Source organism: Bradyrhizobium sp. CCGB20, from assembly GCF_024199855.1.
Classification (GTDB): Bacteria; Pseudomonadota; Alphaproteobacteria; order Rhizobiales; family Xanthobacteraceae; genus Bradyrhizobium.
Map to the genome: position 1 here is coordinate 7,951,872 of NZ_JANADN010000001.1, position 17,080 is coordinate 7,968,951.

The following is a 17,080-nucleotide window of genomic DNA, read 5'->3' on the forward strand; positions in this document are numbered from 1 at the left end:
TCAGTCTCCTGCTGATGAAAGGCTGTAATCGCCAGCGGGCCCGAGCCCTGAGACCGCTGCGAGCTCGGCGAGGCGGCGGTCGGCGCCGCGGCCCGCAAGAACGGCGATGAGGTTGATGGTCTCGGCAATCAGCGCACGTGGAACCGTGATGACGGCTTCCTGGATGAGTTGCTCGAGCCGCCGCAGCGCGCCGAGCGCGGTGCCAGCATGAATCGTCCCGATGCCGCCGGGGTGACCGGTGCCCCAGGCCTTGAGCAGATCGAGCGCCTCCGCGCCGCGGACCTCGCCAACCGGAATGCGATCAGGGCGCAGTCGCAGCGAGGAGCGGACAAGGTCCGACAGCGTGGCCACACCGTCTTTGGTCCGCAACGCTACGAGATTGGGCGCCTTGCACTGGAGTTCACGTGTATCCTCGATCAGCACGACCCGATCAGAGGTCTTGGCCACCTCGGCCAAGAGCGCATTCGTCAATGTTGTCTTCCCGGTCGATGTCCCACCGGCGACGAGGATGTTCTTGCGTGCGGCGACTGCATTCTTCAGGATCCTGGCCTGTTCCGAGGTCATGACCCCCTTGGCAACGTAATCGTCGAGCGTGAACACGGCGACTGCGGGCTTGCGAATAGCGAAAGCGGGAGCTGCAACGACCGGCGGCAACAGTCCCTCGAAGCGCTCGCCGGTCCCGGGCAGCTCGGCCGAGACACGTGGCGCGCCGGCGTGCACCTCGGCGCCTACGTGGTGCGCCACCAGGCGAACGATGCGCTCGCCGTCCGCCGCGGACAGAGTTTCGCCAGTGTCAACGAGGCCACTCGACAACCGGTCGATCCACAGCCGTCCATCCGGGTTGAGCATCACCTCGATGATCGCTTCATCTTCGAGGTAGCCGGCAATCGCGGCACCAAGCGCGCTGCGCAGCATTCGCGCGCCACGCGAATTTGCCTCTGATTGAAAGGAATGGATTGCCACCGTTCGCCCCCATCGGATGAGGACGTCCAAAGCGGGTCCTCAGATGGGGATCATTAGAAGAGGCACCAATGCACTTGGCGCAACAAGCGCCTTTGATGATCGTAGGCTGGCGTAGAAAAAGGAAGACTGAGAACCGCGTATCTGTTCGCTGGGAGTGGCTGTTCACCACTCCGCATCGTCATCCGCGGGCAGGAGGATGATCGAATCCTCATACAACCCAACTGACTCGGGAGCGTAGGAAACATCAGCCGGCATGAAGAAAGGAATTGAACTCACCCATGAAGCGAAGGATCGGCACCAAGGTAGCGCGAACCAAGTCAACGCCGCGATCTGCAGTGCTACGTTGAGACCGAACGCGACTTGATAGGCTTGGACGGGCCTATGGCCATCGTTCGTTGGCCATTGCTCCAGGACCAGGCCTGTCGTGTATTGTGCCAAAAAAGCCCAACCAAAATGCAAGACGTTCAAGGCGCCATTGGCACGACCAGCAAGCTCCGGCGGAAAGTAATCTGCTATTACCGCGAAGCTGACCACGGTTGCCGTTCCGACGATTGCGACGACCGACCAGGGCAAGATGGACGGCGAAGGCGCTCGCAGGATCAAGGCTAACTCGGCTGCGATAAACAACACTGCAACCATCGCCAGTATTGTCTCCGCTCCGATTCCTCTTCGTTTGATGTAATGGACCGTCATACCGAACAACCAGGCACCGCCGCAAAGCGCGACCGACATCATGAAAAGCCGTCTGACAAGACTTGCGCGATCAAGCCCCTCTACATCTGTCAGCCACGGCGCTGCCCACAATCCCTGCAGAGACCAGGCCGACCCAACACAAGTCGCCGACAACGGCGCAATGCGCCAGAAACGCCTGTCGCCGAAAACGGAGCTGAGGGTTGCCGGCATTGACGCTGTCGATGGGACAATGGCTCGTTCAGGAACCACAACATAGATGAGGACTGCCGTGGCACTGGTCGCAACCGCCAGGATTTCAAATAGCTGTCGCCAGCCCATCCAGGCAAGCAGGTGCTCGGCGGGAGCCGTGGCGGTCACCGCCCCTAGTGACCCCAGCATGATCATGTAGCCGTTCATCAGGGCCACTCGTTCTTTGGGAAACCAAAGGATGATGGACTTCAGTCCAGCCGTCAGCGCCGCTGCCACGCCAAGCCCGATCATTGCCCGCGCGATCAAAAGTGAGAGGAAGCCTGTCGATGCCGCGAATAGTCCGGCGCCGGCCGCGGCGACCAAAAGCAGTGCACTCTGGACACGACGCGGACCAAAGCGGTCCAACAATATCCCGACGGGGATCTGAGCCACTGCGAAAACAAGGAAGTACACTGACGTAAGTAACCCGAGGTCGGCGGTCCCAAGCCGGATATCCGAGTTGACATGACCCCCGATCAAGGCGTTGATCGTTCGAAACAGATACGAAAGATAGTATCCAGCGGCAAAGGGGAGAAAAACGCACGCAATTCGACGCCATGCTATTGAGATTTGCATGCTGGCCCTCTTTCGCTCTCAGCTCGTTCGAGCCGATAGCGCGGCCAGCTTTTGTCAGTTCGGCAAAGTTGCTGCGGTCGTACGTTGGCGTGGAAAAAGAAGAATCAGCGCGGTAGCGTCCCAGGACGCTCTGTTAGGCTTCGTCGGCCGGTTCCTGACGGCGGATATCTTCAGGAATTTCGCGCAAAAAGCTCTGCCCCTTTTGCAAACGACGCCCGAGCGCCTCAACAAATCCTTCAAAGCGTTCCCTACCCTTTGCCTGCGCAGCCGCCTGCGCATCGTTGGGTAACGGTGGTGTAATCGTCAGCCAGAAGCGGATGAAGAGGGCCAAGGTCTCTGCTGTCAAGCCGACGTCACGCTCCAGCCTTTGCATCTGACGCGACATCCGGTCCAGCCGACGGGCAAATGCTGCTTCCTGCCTGTCCGCTCCGTCCGGCGACAGAAATGACACGACTGCCGCCTCCACGATCGCAGACCGGGAAAGCTTCTTGCGATCGGCCAGATCCGAGATCTGCTTCAGAAGCTCTGGTGGGAAATACACGTTCATCCGGTCGCGCATAACGCCTCAGAGCTCCATGCCGTCGTTTGGATCAAGCGCAACTTGACGGGCAACGCCGCGCATTTGTTGGCGTATGAGCCGGGACTGGCGGACCGCATCCTCGTCGTCGTCAAGAACGACAGAAAATTCCTCAGCCGGCGTCGGTTCGGTCGTCTCCTTGACGATCGCGACGTGATCGGGGAGTTCAGGCTCGCGACGAAGACCACTGTTCGCCGCGTCTTCCTCGGCCTGCGCCGCTTGGCCGGTCGGACTCATCGTCGGCTTCAGCATTCCGCACGCCGACCATCCATCCGTTCGCGACGATCGACCGGATGTCGCCGGATCAGGCGGTGGCAGGACCCGTTCGGTGAACCGTCGGTCCTCGTAGTAGCGAACCTTCTTCGCCCGGATCGGTGGCGTGCCCGCAACCATGACGATCTCATCCATCGGCGGAAGCTGCATGACCTCGCCGGGGGTCAGAAGCGGCCTTGCCGTCTCCTGGCGCGAGACCATGAGATGCCCCAACCAAGGGTTCAACCTGTGCCCGGCATAGTTCTTCATCGCCCGCATCTCGGTCGCCGTTCCCAATGCGTCGGATACCCGTTTGGCCGTCCGCTCGTCGTTGGTCGCGAAGCTGACGCGGACGTGGCAGTTGTCGAGGATCGCGTTGTTGGGCCCATAGGCCTTCTCGATCTGATTCAGCGATTGCGCGATCAAGAAACTCTTGATGCCGTAGCCCGCCATGAAGGCGAGCGCCGACTCGAAGAAGTCGAGCCGCCCGAGTGCCGGGAATTCGTCGAGCATCATCAGGACCCGATGTCGGCGGTCGCGGGCCTGCAAGTCTTCGGTCAGGCGCCGGCCGATCTGGTTCAGCACCAGGCGGATCAGTGGCTTGGTGCGCGAGATATCGGACGGCGGCACCACGAGATAGAGCGTCGCCGGACGGCGATCTGCAATAAGATCCGCGATCCGCCAATCGCAGCAGCGGGTCACCCGGGCCACGACGGGATCGCGGTATAGACCCAGGAACGACATCGCCGTGGACAGGACGCCGGAGCGTTCATTCTCAGATTTGTTGAGAAGTTCACGCGCGGTCGAGGCGACCACTGGATGAGCGCCCTGGGCGCCGAGATGGGGTGTGGTCATCATCGCCTTCAGCGTCGCCTCGATCGGCCGCTTTGGGTCGGACAGAAAAGCGGCGACGCCGGCCAAGGTCTTGTCCGCCTCGGCATAGAGGACATGGAGGATAGCGCCGACCAGGAGCGAATGACTGGTCTTCTCCCAATGGTTCCGCTTGTCGAGGGAGCCTTCGGGGTCGACCAGAACGTCGGCGACGTTCTGAACGTCGCGAACCTCCCATTCACCTCGCCGGACCTCGAGAAGCGGATTGTAGGCTGACGACTTTGGATTGGTCGGATCGAACAACAGGACGCGGCCATGTACCGAACGGAATCCCGCGGTCAGTTGCCAGTTCTCACCCTTAATGTCGTGGACAATGGCCGACCCAGGCCAGGCAAGCAACGAGGGCACGACGAGGCCAACACCTTTGCCCGACCGAGTGGGCGCAAAACACAACACGTGCTCTGGTCCGTCATGGCGGAGGTAGTCATGGTCGAGCCTCCCCAGCACCACACCATCCGGACCAAGCAGCCCGGCTCCTCGAACCTCTTCCGCACCAGCCCAGCGCGCCGAGCCATAGGTCTCGACGTTCTCGGCCTCGCGCGCCCGCCAGACCGACATCCCGATCGCCGCTGCGATCGAAACGAACGTGCCCGATGCCGCGATGAAAGCCCCCTCGACAAAAACCTGAGGTGCATAAGCGTCGTAGACGAACCACCACCAGAAGAAGACTGGTGGGTAGTAAATTTTGAGGCCCAACAGTTCGAACCAAGGATGCCCGAGCTCGGGCTGATAGGCCAACCGCCAGGCTGTCCACTCGGTTGCTCCCCAGATGGCGAGCAAAACAATTAGACCGACGACGATCACCTGTCCCCAGAGGATTTTGGTTCCGGACATCCCGAACGCCCTTCCGCAACTGAATTTGGTGAGAAAGTTAGAGGCCGAGGTCGCGCTTGCGGCCAAACCCCCATTCGATACCGCCGCCGTCCTTCATGACGCCGGTGACGTGTTGGCCGAGCCTCTTTTCGAGTTCGCGGGACCAAGGCACGAGCTGGAAGCCGAGACCGTTGTCGATCATTGCAAAACGCCCGGAGGTGAGCGTCAGTCGCTGGCGATACGTTCCCGCCACGTGCTCGCCAGAGGCGGCGTACACATGAGGCAGGCCGACGCTGGCAGAGACCTTTGCTGCCACCTCGTCCAGTTCGCGTCGGCGCAACGTGTTAAGGAGGTCGCGCTGCAGGATGATGCGCTGGCCCTGCCGCCGCGCCAGGCCCTCTTGGATCAGATGCTCGGTGCGGGCTTCGATGGCGTCGCGGGTCTCGCGGCCGAATCCGCCCAGAGCGAGCGAAATCGGATCCCGTTCGACCAGCCGATGGTCGAGCCAGGTTACTCCTTTTGCGGCGATCTGTTCACCAAGATCGAGATCGGAACGGATAGCGAGTATCAAGGTGGGGCGCGGGTCTCCGGCTTGACCGAAGCGGCGGACCTCGACGATGCCGCCAACTGGTGGAGCATGTTCGAAGGCCTCGATCCCACGGAAGCGCACGTGGTGCGCGCGCCCGTCTGTGCCGTCGATCAGGGCGTAGGCCTCGCCCGTCAACTCATCGTGCAATCCCCGATCAACCAGCCTTCCGACGATCTGGGAGGTCGGCTGTCCACCTTCGATGACGTAGTCGGCCACGCCGCGCGCGTTCCCACGGTCGGTAAAGGCGCGGTGCATGGTCTTGATGATGTCGCCGCGCATGCCGAGGTCGCGCAAGCTACGCTCCGCCTCAAGTCCGACCATCCATTCCCCTGATGCGGCGGGTGCGGCAATGCCCATTTTCTCCAAGTGCTGAAGGCGGCCGACCATCAGCCGCCTGATCGCGGGATCGGACTTGCCGGGATTCTCCGGCCGAAGATCGATGTAGCCCGTCTCATCTGCCGCCAACCGGATCTCCCGGTCGAGCCGTGTCCAGCGGTCTGCCGTGACTTCCCGCTCCAGCGAATTGCGGACCGCGTGCTCCGGCTTAGGACCCAGTTCGATGGCGACCAGTTCCTCGGCGCGCGAGCGCAGACCTTGGCTGATGTAGTCGCGAGAGATAACGAGATCCGCCCCCTGCCCATCTACTCCCCGAACGAGAAAATGAACGTGAGGGTTATCCGTATTCCAGTGATCGACAGCCACCCAATCGAGCCGCGTGCCGAGATCGGTCTCCATCTGCTTGGCGAGATCGCGGGTGAAGGCCTTGAGGTCGGTCATGTCGCCGGCGTCCTCAGGCGAGATAATGAACCTGAAGTGATGCCGGTCTTCCTTGCACCGTTCCGCGAAAGCCCCGCCGTCGGCGCGGTCACCGCCGGCATCGAACATCTCGGCCCGCTCGCCGCTCCGTGTCACGCCGTCGCGTTTCAGATACGAGAGATGGGCCGTCAGCGGCGCTGAGCGGAAAGCTCGTCCTTTGTGACGAACCACGCGCGCCTTCACCACGACGCGCCGCGTTGGGCTGAACAGTCTGGCGCGGCTAAAGGCGAGGCGCCCGCGGCCAAACGTCGAGCGTCCATAGGCCGCCGAGCGCCTGCCGGACAAGGTCTGTCCCGGAGCGTGTCCTGCCTTCTTCGCTGCCCGCAGCACCCGGTTGATGAAGCTCTTCCGCTTCGGCGCGCGTGTACTTCGGATGCGCCCGGGCCGGATACGCAGATCGCTGTCTCCCACGCTCATGGCAGGGCCTCCCAACGATCAAAAGCGCGCACGGTGCCGAAAACGCCTTTGATTACATTCATCAAAATGCAAGGCGCGGCACGCGGCCCGACCGACCGGCACGCCAGAACCCAAGCCATGCCAATGGCTTGCGGTTCGACCGGCGAGCCCCTTTTATCTCGCCGTCCTGCCGTCGTGGTCGTAACCGTCCGGTCTCTGCACACCTTCCTCCTCGTGTCATGTCGTTCCATTTCGGGTTCTCTGCTGCTGTGGAGATTCTCCGGTGGGACCGAAACACTTCCAGAACAAAGCTCGACGCGAGTGGTGGTCGCTGCACATCGAAGCGTGGCGCCGAAGCGGTCTCGGGATCCGCAAATATTGTCGTCAGCAACGTCTCACTGAGAATACGTTTCGGCGTTGGCTGAAGCAGCTCGTCGGTGAGGAGACCGCACGGAAACTCGCGGAATATCAGACGGAATTGCGCCGGGAGCAGCGCCGTGAAGAGCGAGAAAACGTGCTGCGAAGACGTCGGCGACGACGCTTTAGCGTGACCACGGACGTGCGCAATCGCGCCATGCAGGCGTTCTGGGCCATGCACGTCGAGGCGATGAACTGGAGCGGCATGGGCGTACGCGAATATGCCGCGGCGCTGTCCCTGTCGCCCTACGCGCTGCGCAAATGGCGTGACCGGTTGGCCGCCGGCGAGGTCGAAATCGACTGGCGCGCGCATCTTCATCCCTCCGCCCGCCCGGCCGTTAGCACTAGTGCCAGGAACTCAGCTCCCCAACGCCGCTTGACAGCCGCGAAAATCGGCGATCTGGCGGCGCCCGCCGCACCCCTCCGGCGCTTCTTCAGCGACGAGGAGAAGCTGGCGATCGCAAGGGAAACCGAGCAACCCGGCGCCAAAGTGTCCGCCGTCGCGCGCAAGCACGGGATCGTCACTGGGCTGCTGTTCCGCTGGCGCGTGCAATTTGGAATTGGGCAAACGAATCGCTCGAAACTCGCCCGCGTCGCCCTCGCCGACACCGCAGCCGAGACGCGGGTTTTGCGCAACCTCGTCCGTTCGCCCGAGGGAATGGTGGCCGTTGAGCTTGCCGATGGAGGTCGCGTCTTTTCTCCAGTTGGTAGCGATCCGGATGCTGTGCGAGCGCAGATCGAGAGCGGAGAGATTGCACGATGATGTTCGTTCCTGCGGGCGTGAAGGTGCATCTGGCGTTGGGTTACACCGACATGCGTAAAGGCATGGACGGGCTCGCGATGCTTGTCCAGGACGTGTTGAAGAAGGATCCGTTCTGCGGTCATCTCTTTGCCTTCCGCGGCAAGAAGGCATCGGTGTTGAAGATCCTGTTCTGGGACGGCAACGGGCTTTGCCTGTTCACCAAACGCATCGACCAAGGTGGCTTCGTGTGGCCCGTGATGGCCGGCCATGACGGTTCGATTACGCTCACACCGGCGCAGCTCGCGATGCTGATCGAGGGCATCGATTGGCGCGTTCCGGAACGCGTTTGGAAGCCCGCGATTGCCGGCTGAACAAAGAGATGGCGCGCAAAAAACAGGGCTGAACTGGGCAGCGATTCTTCTACGAATAAGCATCTTCGAGTACCATCGGACATGCAGCTCGATCTCAACAATCTTCCTTGCGATCCTGAGCTTCTGCAGCGTCTGGTGTGCGACATTGCCGCTGCCATTGACCACCGCGATACTGAGATCGAGCGCCTCAAATCGATCATCAAACAGCTGCAGCGAATGCAGTTCGGACGCAGCTCCGAGCGCATTGATCCCGATCAGTTCGCGCTCGGCCTGGAAGATATCGACAGCGACATTGCCCGCGTTCAGGAAGGCCAGCCGGCGGTCATCTCCGAAGCTCCGACGGCGCAAGCGCGACGCAGAGCTTTGCCGGATCACCTGCCGCGCGAAGACGTTCGGCTCGATGTCGAAAGTGAGGTCTGCAACTGCTGCGGCGGCACTCTTCACCTGGTTGGCGAAAGCGTTAGCGAGATGCTGGACTGGGTGCCCGCTCAGCTTCGTGTCGTGCGCACCACGCGTCCCAAATACGCCTGTCGGGCCTGCGACAGGGTGATGCAGGCGCCCGCGCCGGAGCGGGTGATAGCCGGCGGCCTTGCAACGCCGGCGCTGCTTGCGCACGTGTTGATAAGCAAGTACTGCGATCACCTTCCGCTCTATCGACAGTCTCAGATCCTTGCCCGCCACAGCGTCGATCTCTGTCGTTCGACGCTCGCCGGCTGGGTCGGCGGCGCATGCTGGTGGCTCGAGGCGCTGCACGAACGACTGTGCAAGAACGTCTTCGCGTCCGACCATCTGTTTGCCGACGACACGCCGATCCCCGTGCTCGATCCCGGTCGCGGACGAACCAAGACGGCGCGGCTTTGGGTCTACGCCCGTGACCAGCGGCCATGGGGTGGACCCGAGCCTCCGGCCGCAATCTATTTGTTCGCCCCGGATCGCCGAGCCGAGCGACCCGTCGCGCATCTTGCGGACTTCAGGGGCATCCTGCATGTCGACGGATATGCTGGCTTCGAGCAGCTGGCCGACAAGGAGGGGATCACTCTCGCCGCGTGCTGGAGCCACTCTCGCCGCAAGTTCTACGACGTAGCCGAGGCCACCGGGTCGCCTGTGGCAACACACGCCTTGCGCCGGATCGGCGAACTCTACGCGATCGAAGCGCGTATCCGCGGACGATCGCCCGCTGACCGGCTTGCTGAGCGCAGGACGTTCTCCAAGCCAATCGCTGACGCTCTGAATGTTTGGCTGGATGCGCAGCTCCGGCTCGTGTCGGGTCGCAGCACGCTCGCCGAAGCAATCCGCTATGCGCTCTCGCGCTGGCATGGATTGACGCGATTCCTGCATGATGGCCGCGTCGAGCTCGACACCAATCCCGTCGAACGCGCGATCCGTCCCGTCGCGCTCGGCCGCAAGAACCATCTGTTCGCCGGCAGCGACGGCGGTGGGCAGCGCTGGGCAGTCGTCTGTTCGTTGATTGCGACCTGCAAGCTCAACGACGTCGAACCTTACGCATACCTGCGTGACGTGCTGCAGAGGATGATCGACGGACATCCCGTCAACCGTCTCGACGAATTGCTGCCGTGGAGCTGGAAGCCGGCTGATCATGTCAAGACCTGACGCCACGTGCAGCGGCCGGACGCATACGGGCGAGCAAAGTCAACTCATTCCTAGGTTTTTCATCGACTCCTCGCAGAATAAGCATCGCTGCTTCCCTCCATCTACGACGCACAAACGTCACCACACCGCGTTGCAGTGGCATTCACCAGGCGGGGTCCATGCGTTCCTTCGCGTTCAGCACTTAGGCCGCAGCATGCTCTTCATCAGGTTCATAACAGGGCTGTCCAAGCAGTCCGGCGCTCTCGTCCCCGAGGGGCGGCGTCCAGCATGACAAAAATCGGATCGCAGTGCTCGATCAGCTCACGTATCCGAGCTTCGTAGGCCCCTCGGGCAACCGCTCCGACGAGCAATCCAACATAGAGTTTCATCGGAGCTCTCCTGTTCGGCAACGACCTTCCAAGTCGTTGCACCAGGCTCCGGATTCGGCCACGGCCGCGTTATCCCCGTGCACCGCTATCTCGAAGCCCGATTTGAAGAGCCGTCCTGCCGTCGTGTTCTCCTGGTCGCGGATTCCCGGGGCCCAACCTGCAAGGCAAACTCTCGGTACTCGCGGCGATTTGCGACAAAATGCAGTTCGGGTCATTGCAGTGGATCCTCCAATAGCGCCTGCCCGAAAACGTCGCCTGGGGGCCGATTCATTGCGAAAGAGCAGCAGCGACTTGGCAGCCAACTTGCGAGGCCCACACTGTTTCCGAGCGCTTGCGATAGCGATCGTTACCCGAAGGGCCGAGACACCCGGAGGGTGGCTCGGTGAGGAGCGAAGCGACGAGTAGAGCGCGGGCCGAAGGCATCGCCCATACGCCATCAGCTTGCGAACCCGCACACTTGGTCATTGCGATGCTCCCGAATCCGATCGAGGGACGAACATGCCGATTGGCCGGGGGGCCATGAGCGAAACATCGGACGCCGAGATTGCGGTCGTGACACCGCTTGACGGCATGAGCGCCAGCAACCGATCGCACGTTTTCATGGGATCGCATCGCGTGACGAATAGCGTTGGAGTTGCTGATGACTGTCCGCTGGACGTCCATCTCGGCGGCAGTTCGATGGCAAGCAGATTTGCAAGCTTTGCGACGTAGGCTCGCGTCTCGTCTGGCAAAGAGCCGCCTGCAAGATGCTCTTCGTAGCGAGCTGGTCCCGCATTGTACGCGGCAAACACGCCAGGCCAACCATATCGGTCGAACAGTTCACGCAGATATGCTGTGCCGGCCAGAATGTTGTCGTGCGGGTCGTAGGGGTCGCTCCCGAGATTGTAGCGCTCGCGAAGTTCCGCCCAGGTCGCCGGCATGATTTGCATCAGGCCCATTGCGCCTCTTGGCGATCTGGCGTGCACGTCACCAGCACTTTCGATGTTGATGACTGAACCAATCCAGTTCACCGGAACGGCAAAGCGCTCTGAGGCATCGTTGACGAACGCTGCAAATGAGTTGCTCGCCTGGTTGACCGTTCGAACCGCGACCGCTCCGCTCTCGGCCAGAGCAGCACTGTGCGGCACACCGAAAATAGACAGCAGCGACACGATGGCCCAAACACGCGCGCCCGACCGAACCAAGCAAGCCGCCGTGCTCGCGAGCGTCCAGTGTAAAGCGGCTTCGCGCCGGCCATTCGGCCGCCCTGGACTGCCGCTGCGCGCGCCGGCCTTGCAGACTTTGATCGGAACGGAAGAATGATCCCGCAATCGATTGAACAGAGGAATGGCGAGGTGAACACGTCGAATACGCACGATCACTCCTCCCACGTCCACACCGGGATCGCACTGCCGATCACGCTAGATGCCGGAAGAAATCCAAAATACCGGCCATCAAGAGAGTCGTCCGACTGCCAGTTCATGAGAAAGAGCTCATCGTCGCCGACGACGCGGCAGCCCTGCCATTTCGGCAGCGGCCGGCCGCGTCCATCGCGATCCCGCGCCTCGCCCATCGCAATGTTATCGACCGAAATCGTGAGGGCGGTTCTGCAGACCGTTTGGCCGGGAAGCGCCAAGACGCGTTTGAGCATGGGGAGACCGATCGGCAGATAGCCGTTCAGGTCGAGAAAGGTCGCAAGCGGCTCCGGCGGCTGAACGGCGACCAGCTCGGTGACATCGAAGCGCATCCTCGGCCGTAAACGGTAGAGACCGATAGGCACGCTTGCCGATGCATTCCAGATGTAAAGCGGAAGCGGCTCCAGCATGATCGTCGCGACGAGCGCAGCAGCGGCGCCAAACGTCACGGTCAGCGTCTTCAGGCGGCCCATCATCGCATCACCCTCTGACGGTGAAGCCAGGCCTGGTGGCGTGCCTTGGTGTAGGGACGCGGGTTTTCGTTGACGGACAGACGGTTATGAACGTGATGCCAATGATCAGGCGCGACATCAGCGGGATCGATGCCGAGTGCCTCAACGGCATCGATCATTTGCAGCACGCGCTCGACCTTCGGCCAGCCGGACAGACGCAGCAGAATCTCTCCGCCGGGTGTCACATGAGGAACGGTCGAGCAGCGTCGTCCCGGCGCGACTGCACGCAGGATGTCGATCCGCGAAATGATGGTTCCAAAGTCATTGGAGGTCCATCGGACGAAGGCAAAGATGCTGTCGGGTGCAAATGACAGGACGCGCCGGTGGCTATCGAGCTTCCGTTCCTTGACGATGCGGCCGAACTGAATCCGGTTTTCGATCCGTTTCTCGAGCCACAGCACTTCCACTTCGGTGAGATCGCTCATGCCACCGCTCTCTGATGCTGGAACGGGGTGCGGTGAGCTTTGGGGGCGGTGACAAACTGGCACGGCTTCTGCCGGAGAGCAGGATTGACGGCCCCCCGCCGACAGTCACCTCCAATACGGCCGATCGTCTGATCCGTTAAAAGAAATCCGAAGGATTTCTGGTTAGCCAGGGTACTGACCGGTGCCCCCTCGCCAGCCGTGCTGCTGCGAAAATGCTTCACAACGATTCGCGAACGGAACGCGCGGTGCGTGCCGGCGATCAGCGGTGGAGGCGCATGATGGACTTCTATGCAGGGCTCGACGTGTCGCTGGAGGCGACCAACATTTGTGTGGTGGACGGCGACGGCAAGGTCGTCCGGGAAGCAAAACTCGAGACCGATCCGGACGCAATCGAGCTGTTTTTGGCGGAATGGGGCATCCAGCTGAAGCGCGTCGGGCTGGAAGCGTTCTCGTACAGCGCCTGGCTGTTCACGGCGCTTTTCGAAAAGGGCCTGCCCGTGATTTGCATCGAGACCCGGCATGCCAAGGCGGCGCTGAACGCGATGCTGAACAAGACCGATCGCAACGACGCCAAAGCTATCTCCCAGATGATGCGGACCGGCTGGTTCCGGGCCGTCCATGTCAAGTCGGAGGGCGCGCAAACGCTGCGCGCGCTGCTGGTCGGACGCAAGGCGTTGCTGGGCAAGGTGCTCGACATGGAGAACATGATCCGCGGCCTGTTGCGCCCGTTTGGCCTCAAGGTCGGCGAGATCTCGGTCGGCCGTTTTGATGGGCGCGTGCGCGAGATCGTGGCCGGAAAGAAGCAGCTGGAAGCGATTGCGGCGCCATTGTTGGACGCTCGCAAGGCGATGCGGCTGCAGCTGGCAAAACTGCACCGCCTGGCGCTGGCGGCAGCGCGCAGCGACAATGCAGTGCGGCGGATGATGACCGTGCCCGGTGTCGGCGCGCTGGTGGCGCTGACATTCCGCGCAACTGTCGACGATCCGGCCCGATTCAGGAAGTCGTCCAACGTCGGCGCGCATTTTGGATTGACGCCACGGCGCTACCAATCCGGACAGACCGACCGGATCGGGGGCATCTCCAAATGCGGTGACGAGCTGACGCGGGCGATGCTGTATGAGGCCGCGATCGCGATTCTCACGCGCATTCCGAAGAACTTTAAGCTGCGGCTGTGGGGCCTGCGGCTCGCCAGGAAGAAGGGTCTGAAGCGCGCCGCGACGGCCGTGGCGCGTGCGCTCGCCGTGCTGCTGCACAAGATCTGGAGCAGTGGCACCACGTTCCGGTTTGGCGCCGGCGGCAAGCGCGGCCGGGTCGCTGCGGCGATGTAGGGGCCTCCGCGACCCGGCCGCTTCCACGCGCGCCTTCTCCTTCCGCCAAGGCGGAGCAGCGTCTCCCGAGGAGACGGGGATTTGGGTGAGATCGCAACTTTTCTTGCCGGCGGCTTCATGCAGACCATTGAAGCCATCAAGCACGGCGCTGGTTAGCCTGACCGCCCATTCTCCAGATTCCGGCTTGTGGTGGCCGTCGTGCCAACCACGGATGTTAGCGAGTTCTCCTCGACGAGCGCGTGGCTGCAAAGGGACGTGACGCGCAGCAGGCGATGATGTTGACGTCAGTGATCGCGAAGACTTGCGCGCGATCGCGTTGGCGCGCGGGCCGTGGCGACAAGAATCGCATTGCAGCGAAGCTTTGCGCGTGCGAGAGTGGATGCATGAGGCATCCTCGTTGCACGCGCGGCCGACTTGTTCACAACGTACTGATTCACAACAAGAAGTTAGTGTCAGTATGTTAGTAAAGTTAGAGCGGCCGGAAAGCGCGGAGAAACAAGCTCTTAAGCTCGATTCCAGTCCCCGATAGCACGAGGATCGGGTCCCCGATAGCACGAGGGTTGCGGTCCCCGATAGCACGAGCTGATTCACAGGTTGTCCTCCGAATTTGGAACGAGACCGCGCCGGCGCAGGCGTGCCGTTAAGGGATCGACAGGCATAGGAGCGAAGTTCAGTCGCTCGGTACCGTTCGGGTCGCGCGTGAGCACGAGGTGATAGCCAGGCAATGTCTGGCGCAGGACGATCTGACGTACGTCGTACGCAAAATGCTTGAGCGGCGAGAGGATGCCGGACTTGGCATGGAGGTGCACAAGGTCAAAGCTCCAGCCGCCGTCCTGACGCCCGCCATGCTTGCGCACGAGACGGTAGAGCCAGCGCTCAAGTCCGCCCGTCAGATCGAAGTAGGCGCGGTCTATCGTCAGCACGAGCGCGTCATCGATGACGCCTGCATAGAACCAATCCGGCAGAATCAGTTCGAGGCCAAACGGGCGACCATTTGCATCGGCCGTCTCCTTCCACTCGTTGATCCAGGAGAAGCGATGCCGACGCCGTTCTGTCGGCTGACGGATCGACGTCAGCACGGTCGTTGACTGAAGTCTGTCGAGAGCAGCCTTCAGCCGGTCATAGTCACGCGCGCTGGTGCCGCGGCCGACAAACGTCAAAATCTCGTACGGCGTTGCAGCCATCAGGCGCGACGTCTTCAATCCGGCATCACGCGCTTCGACGATTTGGGATGCAGCCCAGATCAAAACGTCTGCATCCCAAATGGTTGCCATGCCGTGTTCCGGCACGGCTTCGACACGAATCGCTATCGTTCCAGCACGGAAATTCATCGGCATAACGCGCTTTGTTTTTGCTAGCGAGAAGACAGGATAAGCCATCAGATCCTGCGCGTCGCGCGGTGCAAGATCGCCGGGCAGCGCTCGAAAGAGCTTCAGCTGGTCGCGCTCGGAATGCTGTTTGCGCCGCATGGTCACTGCTCTCACGCTGACGTCAGCGACGTTCCTGGCCGGCATACGGGCGCAGCACCGGATGCTTCTTGGCCGGCAGCACGGTCCCTTTCCCGGGGTCGGACGTCGACGTCTTGGCGCCGAGATCAGCCCATGCTTTCAGGTCATCCAAGGCGTAGACGACACGTCCGCCGATCTTCCGATACGTCGGCCCGGTGCCATACGTGCGGTGCTTCTCGAGCGTGCGACCGGAGAGGCCAAGGTAACGCGCAGCCTCCGGTGTCCGCAGGAAGCGTGGAGGTAAACCGGCCGTCGAATCGGACATTTGAGAACTCCAAGGTGACAGCGCACCGCGCATGGCGGCGTCGGCGTGTGTGCGGTCATCATGGAGAAGCGCGATCTCGGAGGGGGATGCCGAATTTTGAGGGTATGATTTTCGATACCCCTCGGTCGAGAGGTTATTCGTCCCTGCGGCCGGGCCGCAGAAGTTTGCGGTAACCTCCGCGAGCCAACGCGAAGCCGCCTTTCACCAGGCGGACCGTTCGATTGCGCAAATCGTGCGTCTTCCAGGCGCGTTCAGGGATGCGCTTTTTTCCAAACAGCGCTTCGGCGATCGTGCGATAGTTACCGCCGGCGCTGCGAGCATCGAGCGCACGGATCGCGGCGCTCAGTCGTTCGCGCCGCTGTTTAGATAGTTTGTGAAATGCAGGACCTGGCGCGCGTCCATTCATTGCGCGCCACAACCGTCGGGCTGCATACGCGCGAGCTTCCAAATCGCCGTCAAACGGCAATTTGGCTGCGTATGACACGCCGAGCACCGGCGGTTCTTTGGACCAGACACGGTGATCCACGGCGCTGATACGCAGCACAGCGTGCCAGCCATCGGCGGCACGGCGCACCTGACCGGCTGTAAGGTCGAGCAATGGCAAAGACGCCGAACTGCGATCGGCAGCCGAGGCAACCGTCACTGGAACGACCGTCGCTAGAACCTCAGGTGCCCAAACGATCGTCTGCTCGTCGAAGGACCTCTGCGGGTCATGGGCGAAAGCAGATGCCCCACCTCCTCCTGAATTCCGCGGTCACTTCGCCAGTTGGGCTATTGGCGATCATCGCTTCGTATTCGCGTCGATAGTCCGCGTTGCGGCGAAGACATTCCCAGGCGATGTCGGTGATTTCGGCGTCTTGTAGGCTCTTGTAGGAATCCGGCGACCGCCAGTCGAATTCAGGCATTGCATCCGTCCCATTGCACTCAGCTAACAACGATTGCGGCGCAATAGGTATGAACGAAGCGGTTGTAGGAAGCCCCTAGTTTGGCACCACGTGGTGCACGAAAATGACCACCGGATAACGGGAGAAAATCGTCTGCCTGCAAGTCGCCAGTCGGTGATTTTCTTCTATTTTCAGCTCGCGCCACGCAAGAGACGCCCCTGCTCAGTCACCCATTTGGCGCGCGCTAAATGACTCTGATATGCGCTCCGCGCACGGTCCGGCTCTTGCTCTGGGTCCATGTGCAAGACCACTCGAGCCACTTCGCGCCAGTCCGCGCCCTCGCCCTCCGCCTGCAGAAGGCGAATGTACGTGACGACATGCTGTTCGTCATAGGCCGTCATCGCCGATTCATTCGGCGCCGCATCTGCAACCTCGGGGTCAACTGGCGGTCTATTCATTTA

At 61.8% G+C, this 17,080-nt stretch carries 17 protein-coding genes; 4 read left to right on the plus strand and 13 right to left on the minus strand.

The genetic code is table 11. The features are described 5' to 3' along the window. The 5 genes from trbB to NLM15_RS37365 form a co-directional block, all read right to left on the minus strand. Positions 1 to 915 (minus strand): P-type conjugative transfer ATPase TrbB, encoded by a 915-nt coding sequence (trbB, locus tag NLM15_RS37345; protein WP_254122994.1) that lies wholly within the window; start codon positions 913 to 915, stop codon positions 1 to 3. Between the two features lie 210 nt (positions 916 to 1,125). Then, entirely contained in the window at positions 1,126 to 2,460 is a 1,335-nt protein-coding gene (locus NLM15_RS37350) for a nitrate/nitrite transporter (protein WP_254122995.1), read from the minus strand. Positions 2,461 to 2,593: 133 nt separating this feature from the next. Further along, positions 2,594 to 3,019 (minus strand): CopG family transcriptional regulator, encoded by a 426-nt coding sequence (locus NLM15_RS37355; protein WP_254122996.1) that lies wholly within the window; start codon positions 3,017 to 3,019, stop codon positions 2,594 to 2,596. Between the two features lie 6 nt (positions 3,020 to 3,025). After that, positions 3,026 to 5,014 (minus strand): conjugal transfer protein TraG, encoded by a 1,989-nt coding sequence (locus tag NLM15_RS37360; RefSeq protein ID WP_254122997.1) that lies wholly within the window; start codon positions 5,012 to 5,014, stop codon positions 3,026 to 3,028. A gap of 37 nt (positions 5,015 to 5,051) precedes the next feature. Further along, positions 5,052 to 6,815 carry a DUF3363 domain-containing protein gene (locus NLM15_RS37365; protein WP_254122998.1) on the minus strand — a complete coding sequence of 588 codons (1,764 nt, stop codon included), beginning with the start codon at positions 6,813 to 6,815 and terminating at the stop codon, positions 5,052 to 5,054. Positions 6,816 to 7,077: 262 nt separating this feature from the next. Between NLM15_RS37365 and NLM15_RS37370 the strand changes: the two genes are divergently transcribed. From NLM15_RS37370 to NLM15_RS37380, 3 genes are all read left to right on the plus strand, one after another. Continuing rightward, positions 7,078 to 7,974 carry a transposase gene (locus NLM15_RS37370; protein ID WP_254122999.1) on the plus strand — a complete coding sequence of 299 codons (897 nt, stop codon included), beginning with the start codon at positions 7,078 to 7,080 and terminating at the stop codon, positions 7,972 to 7,974. Beyond that, positions 7,971 to 8,324 (plus strand): IS66 family insertion sequence element accessory protein TnpB, encoded by a 354-nt coding sequence (gene tnpB / locus NLM15_RS37375; protein ID WP_254123000.1) that lies wholly within the window; start codon positions 7,971 to 7,973, stop codon positions 8,322 to 8,324. The genes NLM15_RS37370 and tnpB overlap by 4 nt, the downstream gene beginning before the upstream one ends. Before the next feature lie 81 nt (positions 8,325 to 8,405). Next, positions 8,406 to 9,935: an IS66 family transposase gene (locus NLM15_RS37380; RefSeq protein ID WP_254123001.1), complete on the plus strand. Its 1,530-nt coding sequence runs from the start codon at positions 8,406 to 8,408 to the stop codon at positions 9,933 to 9,935. Positions 9,936 to 10,764: 829 nt separating this feature from the next. Here NLM15_RS37380 and NLM15_RS37385 read toward each other — a convergent pair. The 3 genes from NLM15_RS37385 to NLM15_RS37395 are packed head-to-tail and all read right to left on the minus strand — an operon-like array spanning position 10,765 to position 12,634. Beyond that, on the minus strand, positions 10,765 to 11,658 hold the full coding sequence (locus tag NLM15_RS37385) for a transglycosylase SLT domain-containing protein (RefSeq protein ID WP_254123002.1): 894 nt from the start codon (positions 11,656 to 11,658) through the stop codon (positions 10,765 to 10,767). A gap of 2 nt (positions 11,659 to 11,660) precedes the next feature. After that, on the minus strand, positions 11,661 to 12,173 hold the full coding sequence (locus NLM15_RS37390; protein WP_254123003.1) for a S26 family signal peptidase: 513 nt from the start codon (positions 12,171 to 12,173) through the stop codon (positions 11,661 to 11,663). After that, on the minus strand, positions 12,170 to 12,634 hold the full coding sequence (locus NLM15_RS37395; protein ID WP_254123004.1) for a DUF2840 domain-containing protein: 465 nt from the start codon (positions 12,632 to 12,634) through the stop codon (positions 12,170 to 12,172). Before NLM15_RS37395 ends, NLM15_RS37390 begins: the two co-directional genes overlap by 4 nt. 278 nt (positions 12,635 to 12,912) lie before the next feature. Here NLM15_RS37395 and NLM15_RS37400 point away from each other — a divergent pair, with 278 nt between their 5' ends. Then, positions 12,913 to 13,962: an IS110 family transposase gene (locus tag NLM15_RS37400; protein ID WP_254123005.1), complete on the plus strand. Its 1,050-nt coding sequence runs from the start codon at positions 12,913 to 12,915 to the stop codon at positions 13,960 to 13,962. A 587-nt stretch (positions 13,963 to 14,549) separates the two neighbouring features. Here the strand turns inward: NLM15_RS37400 and NLM15_RS37405 are convergent. From NLM15_RS37405 to NLM15_RS37425, 5 genes are all read right to left on the minus strand, one after another. After that, positions 14,550 to 15,431 (minus strand): replication initiator protein A, encoded by an 882-nt coding sequence (locus tag NLM15_RS37405; protein ID WP_254123006.1) that lies wholly within the window; start codon positions 15,429 to 15,431, stop codon positions 14,550 to 14,552. Between the two features lie 22 nt (positions 15,432 to 15,453). Then, positions 15,454 to 15,735 (minus strand): AlpA family transcriptional regulator, encoded by a 282-nt coding sequence (locus NLM15_RS37410; RefSeq protein WP_254123007.1) that lies wholly within the window; start codon positions 15,733 to 15,735, stop codon positions 15,454 to 15,456. Between the two features lie 133 nt (positions 15,736 to 15,868). Next, positions 15,869 to 16,378 carry a DUF2285 domain-containing protein gene (locus tag NLM15_RS37415; RefSeq protein ID WP_254123008.1) on the minus strand — a complete coding sequence of 170 codons (510 nt, stop codon included), beginning with the start codon at positions 16,376 to 16,378 and terminating at the stop codon, positions 15,869 to 15,871. Positions 16,379 to 16,445: 67 nt separating this feature from the next. Further along, the gene (locus tag NLM15_RS37420) at positions 16,446 to 16,640 is read right to left on the minus strand and encodes a transcriptional regulator domain-containing protein (protein ID WP_254123009.1); all 195 of its coding nucleotides are present in this window, start codon (positions 16,638 to 16,640) and stop codon (positions 16,446 to 16,448) included. A gap of 170 nt (positions 16,641 to 16,810) precedes the next feature. Next, the gene (locus NLM15_RS37425) at positions 16,811 to 17,077 is read right to left on the minus strand and encodes a DUF2285 domain-containing protein (protein ID WP_254123010.1); all 267 of its coding nucleotides are present in this window, start codon (positions 17,075 to 17,077) and stop codon (positions 16,811 to 16,813) included. Between the last annotated feature and the right edge of the window lie 3 nt (positions 17,078 to 17,080).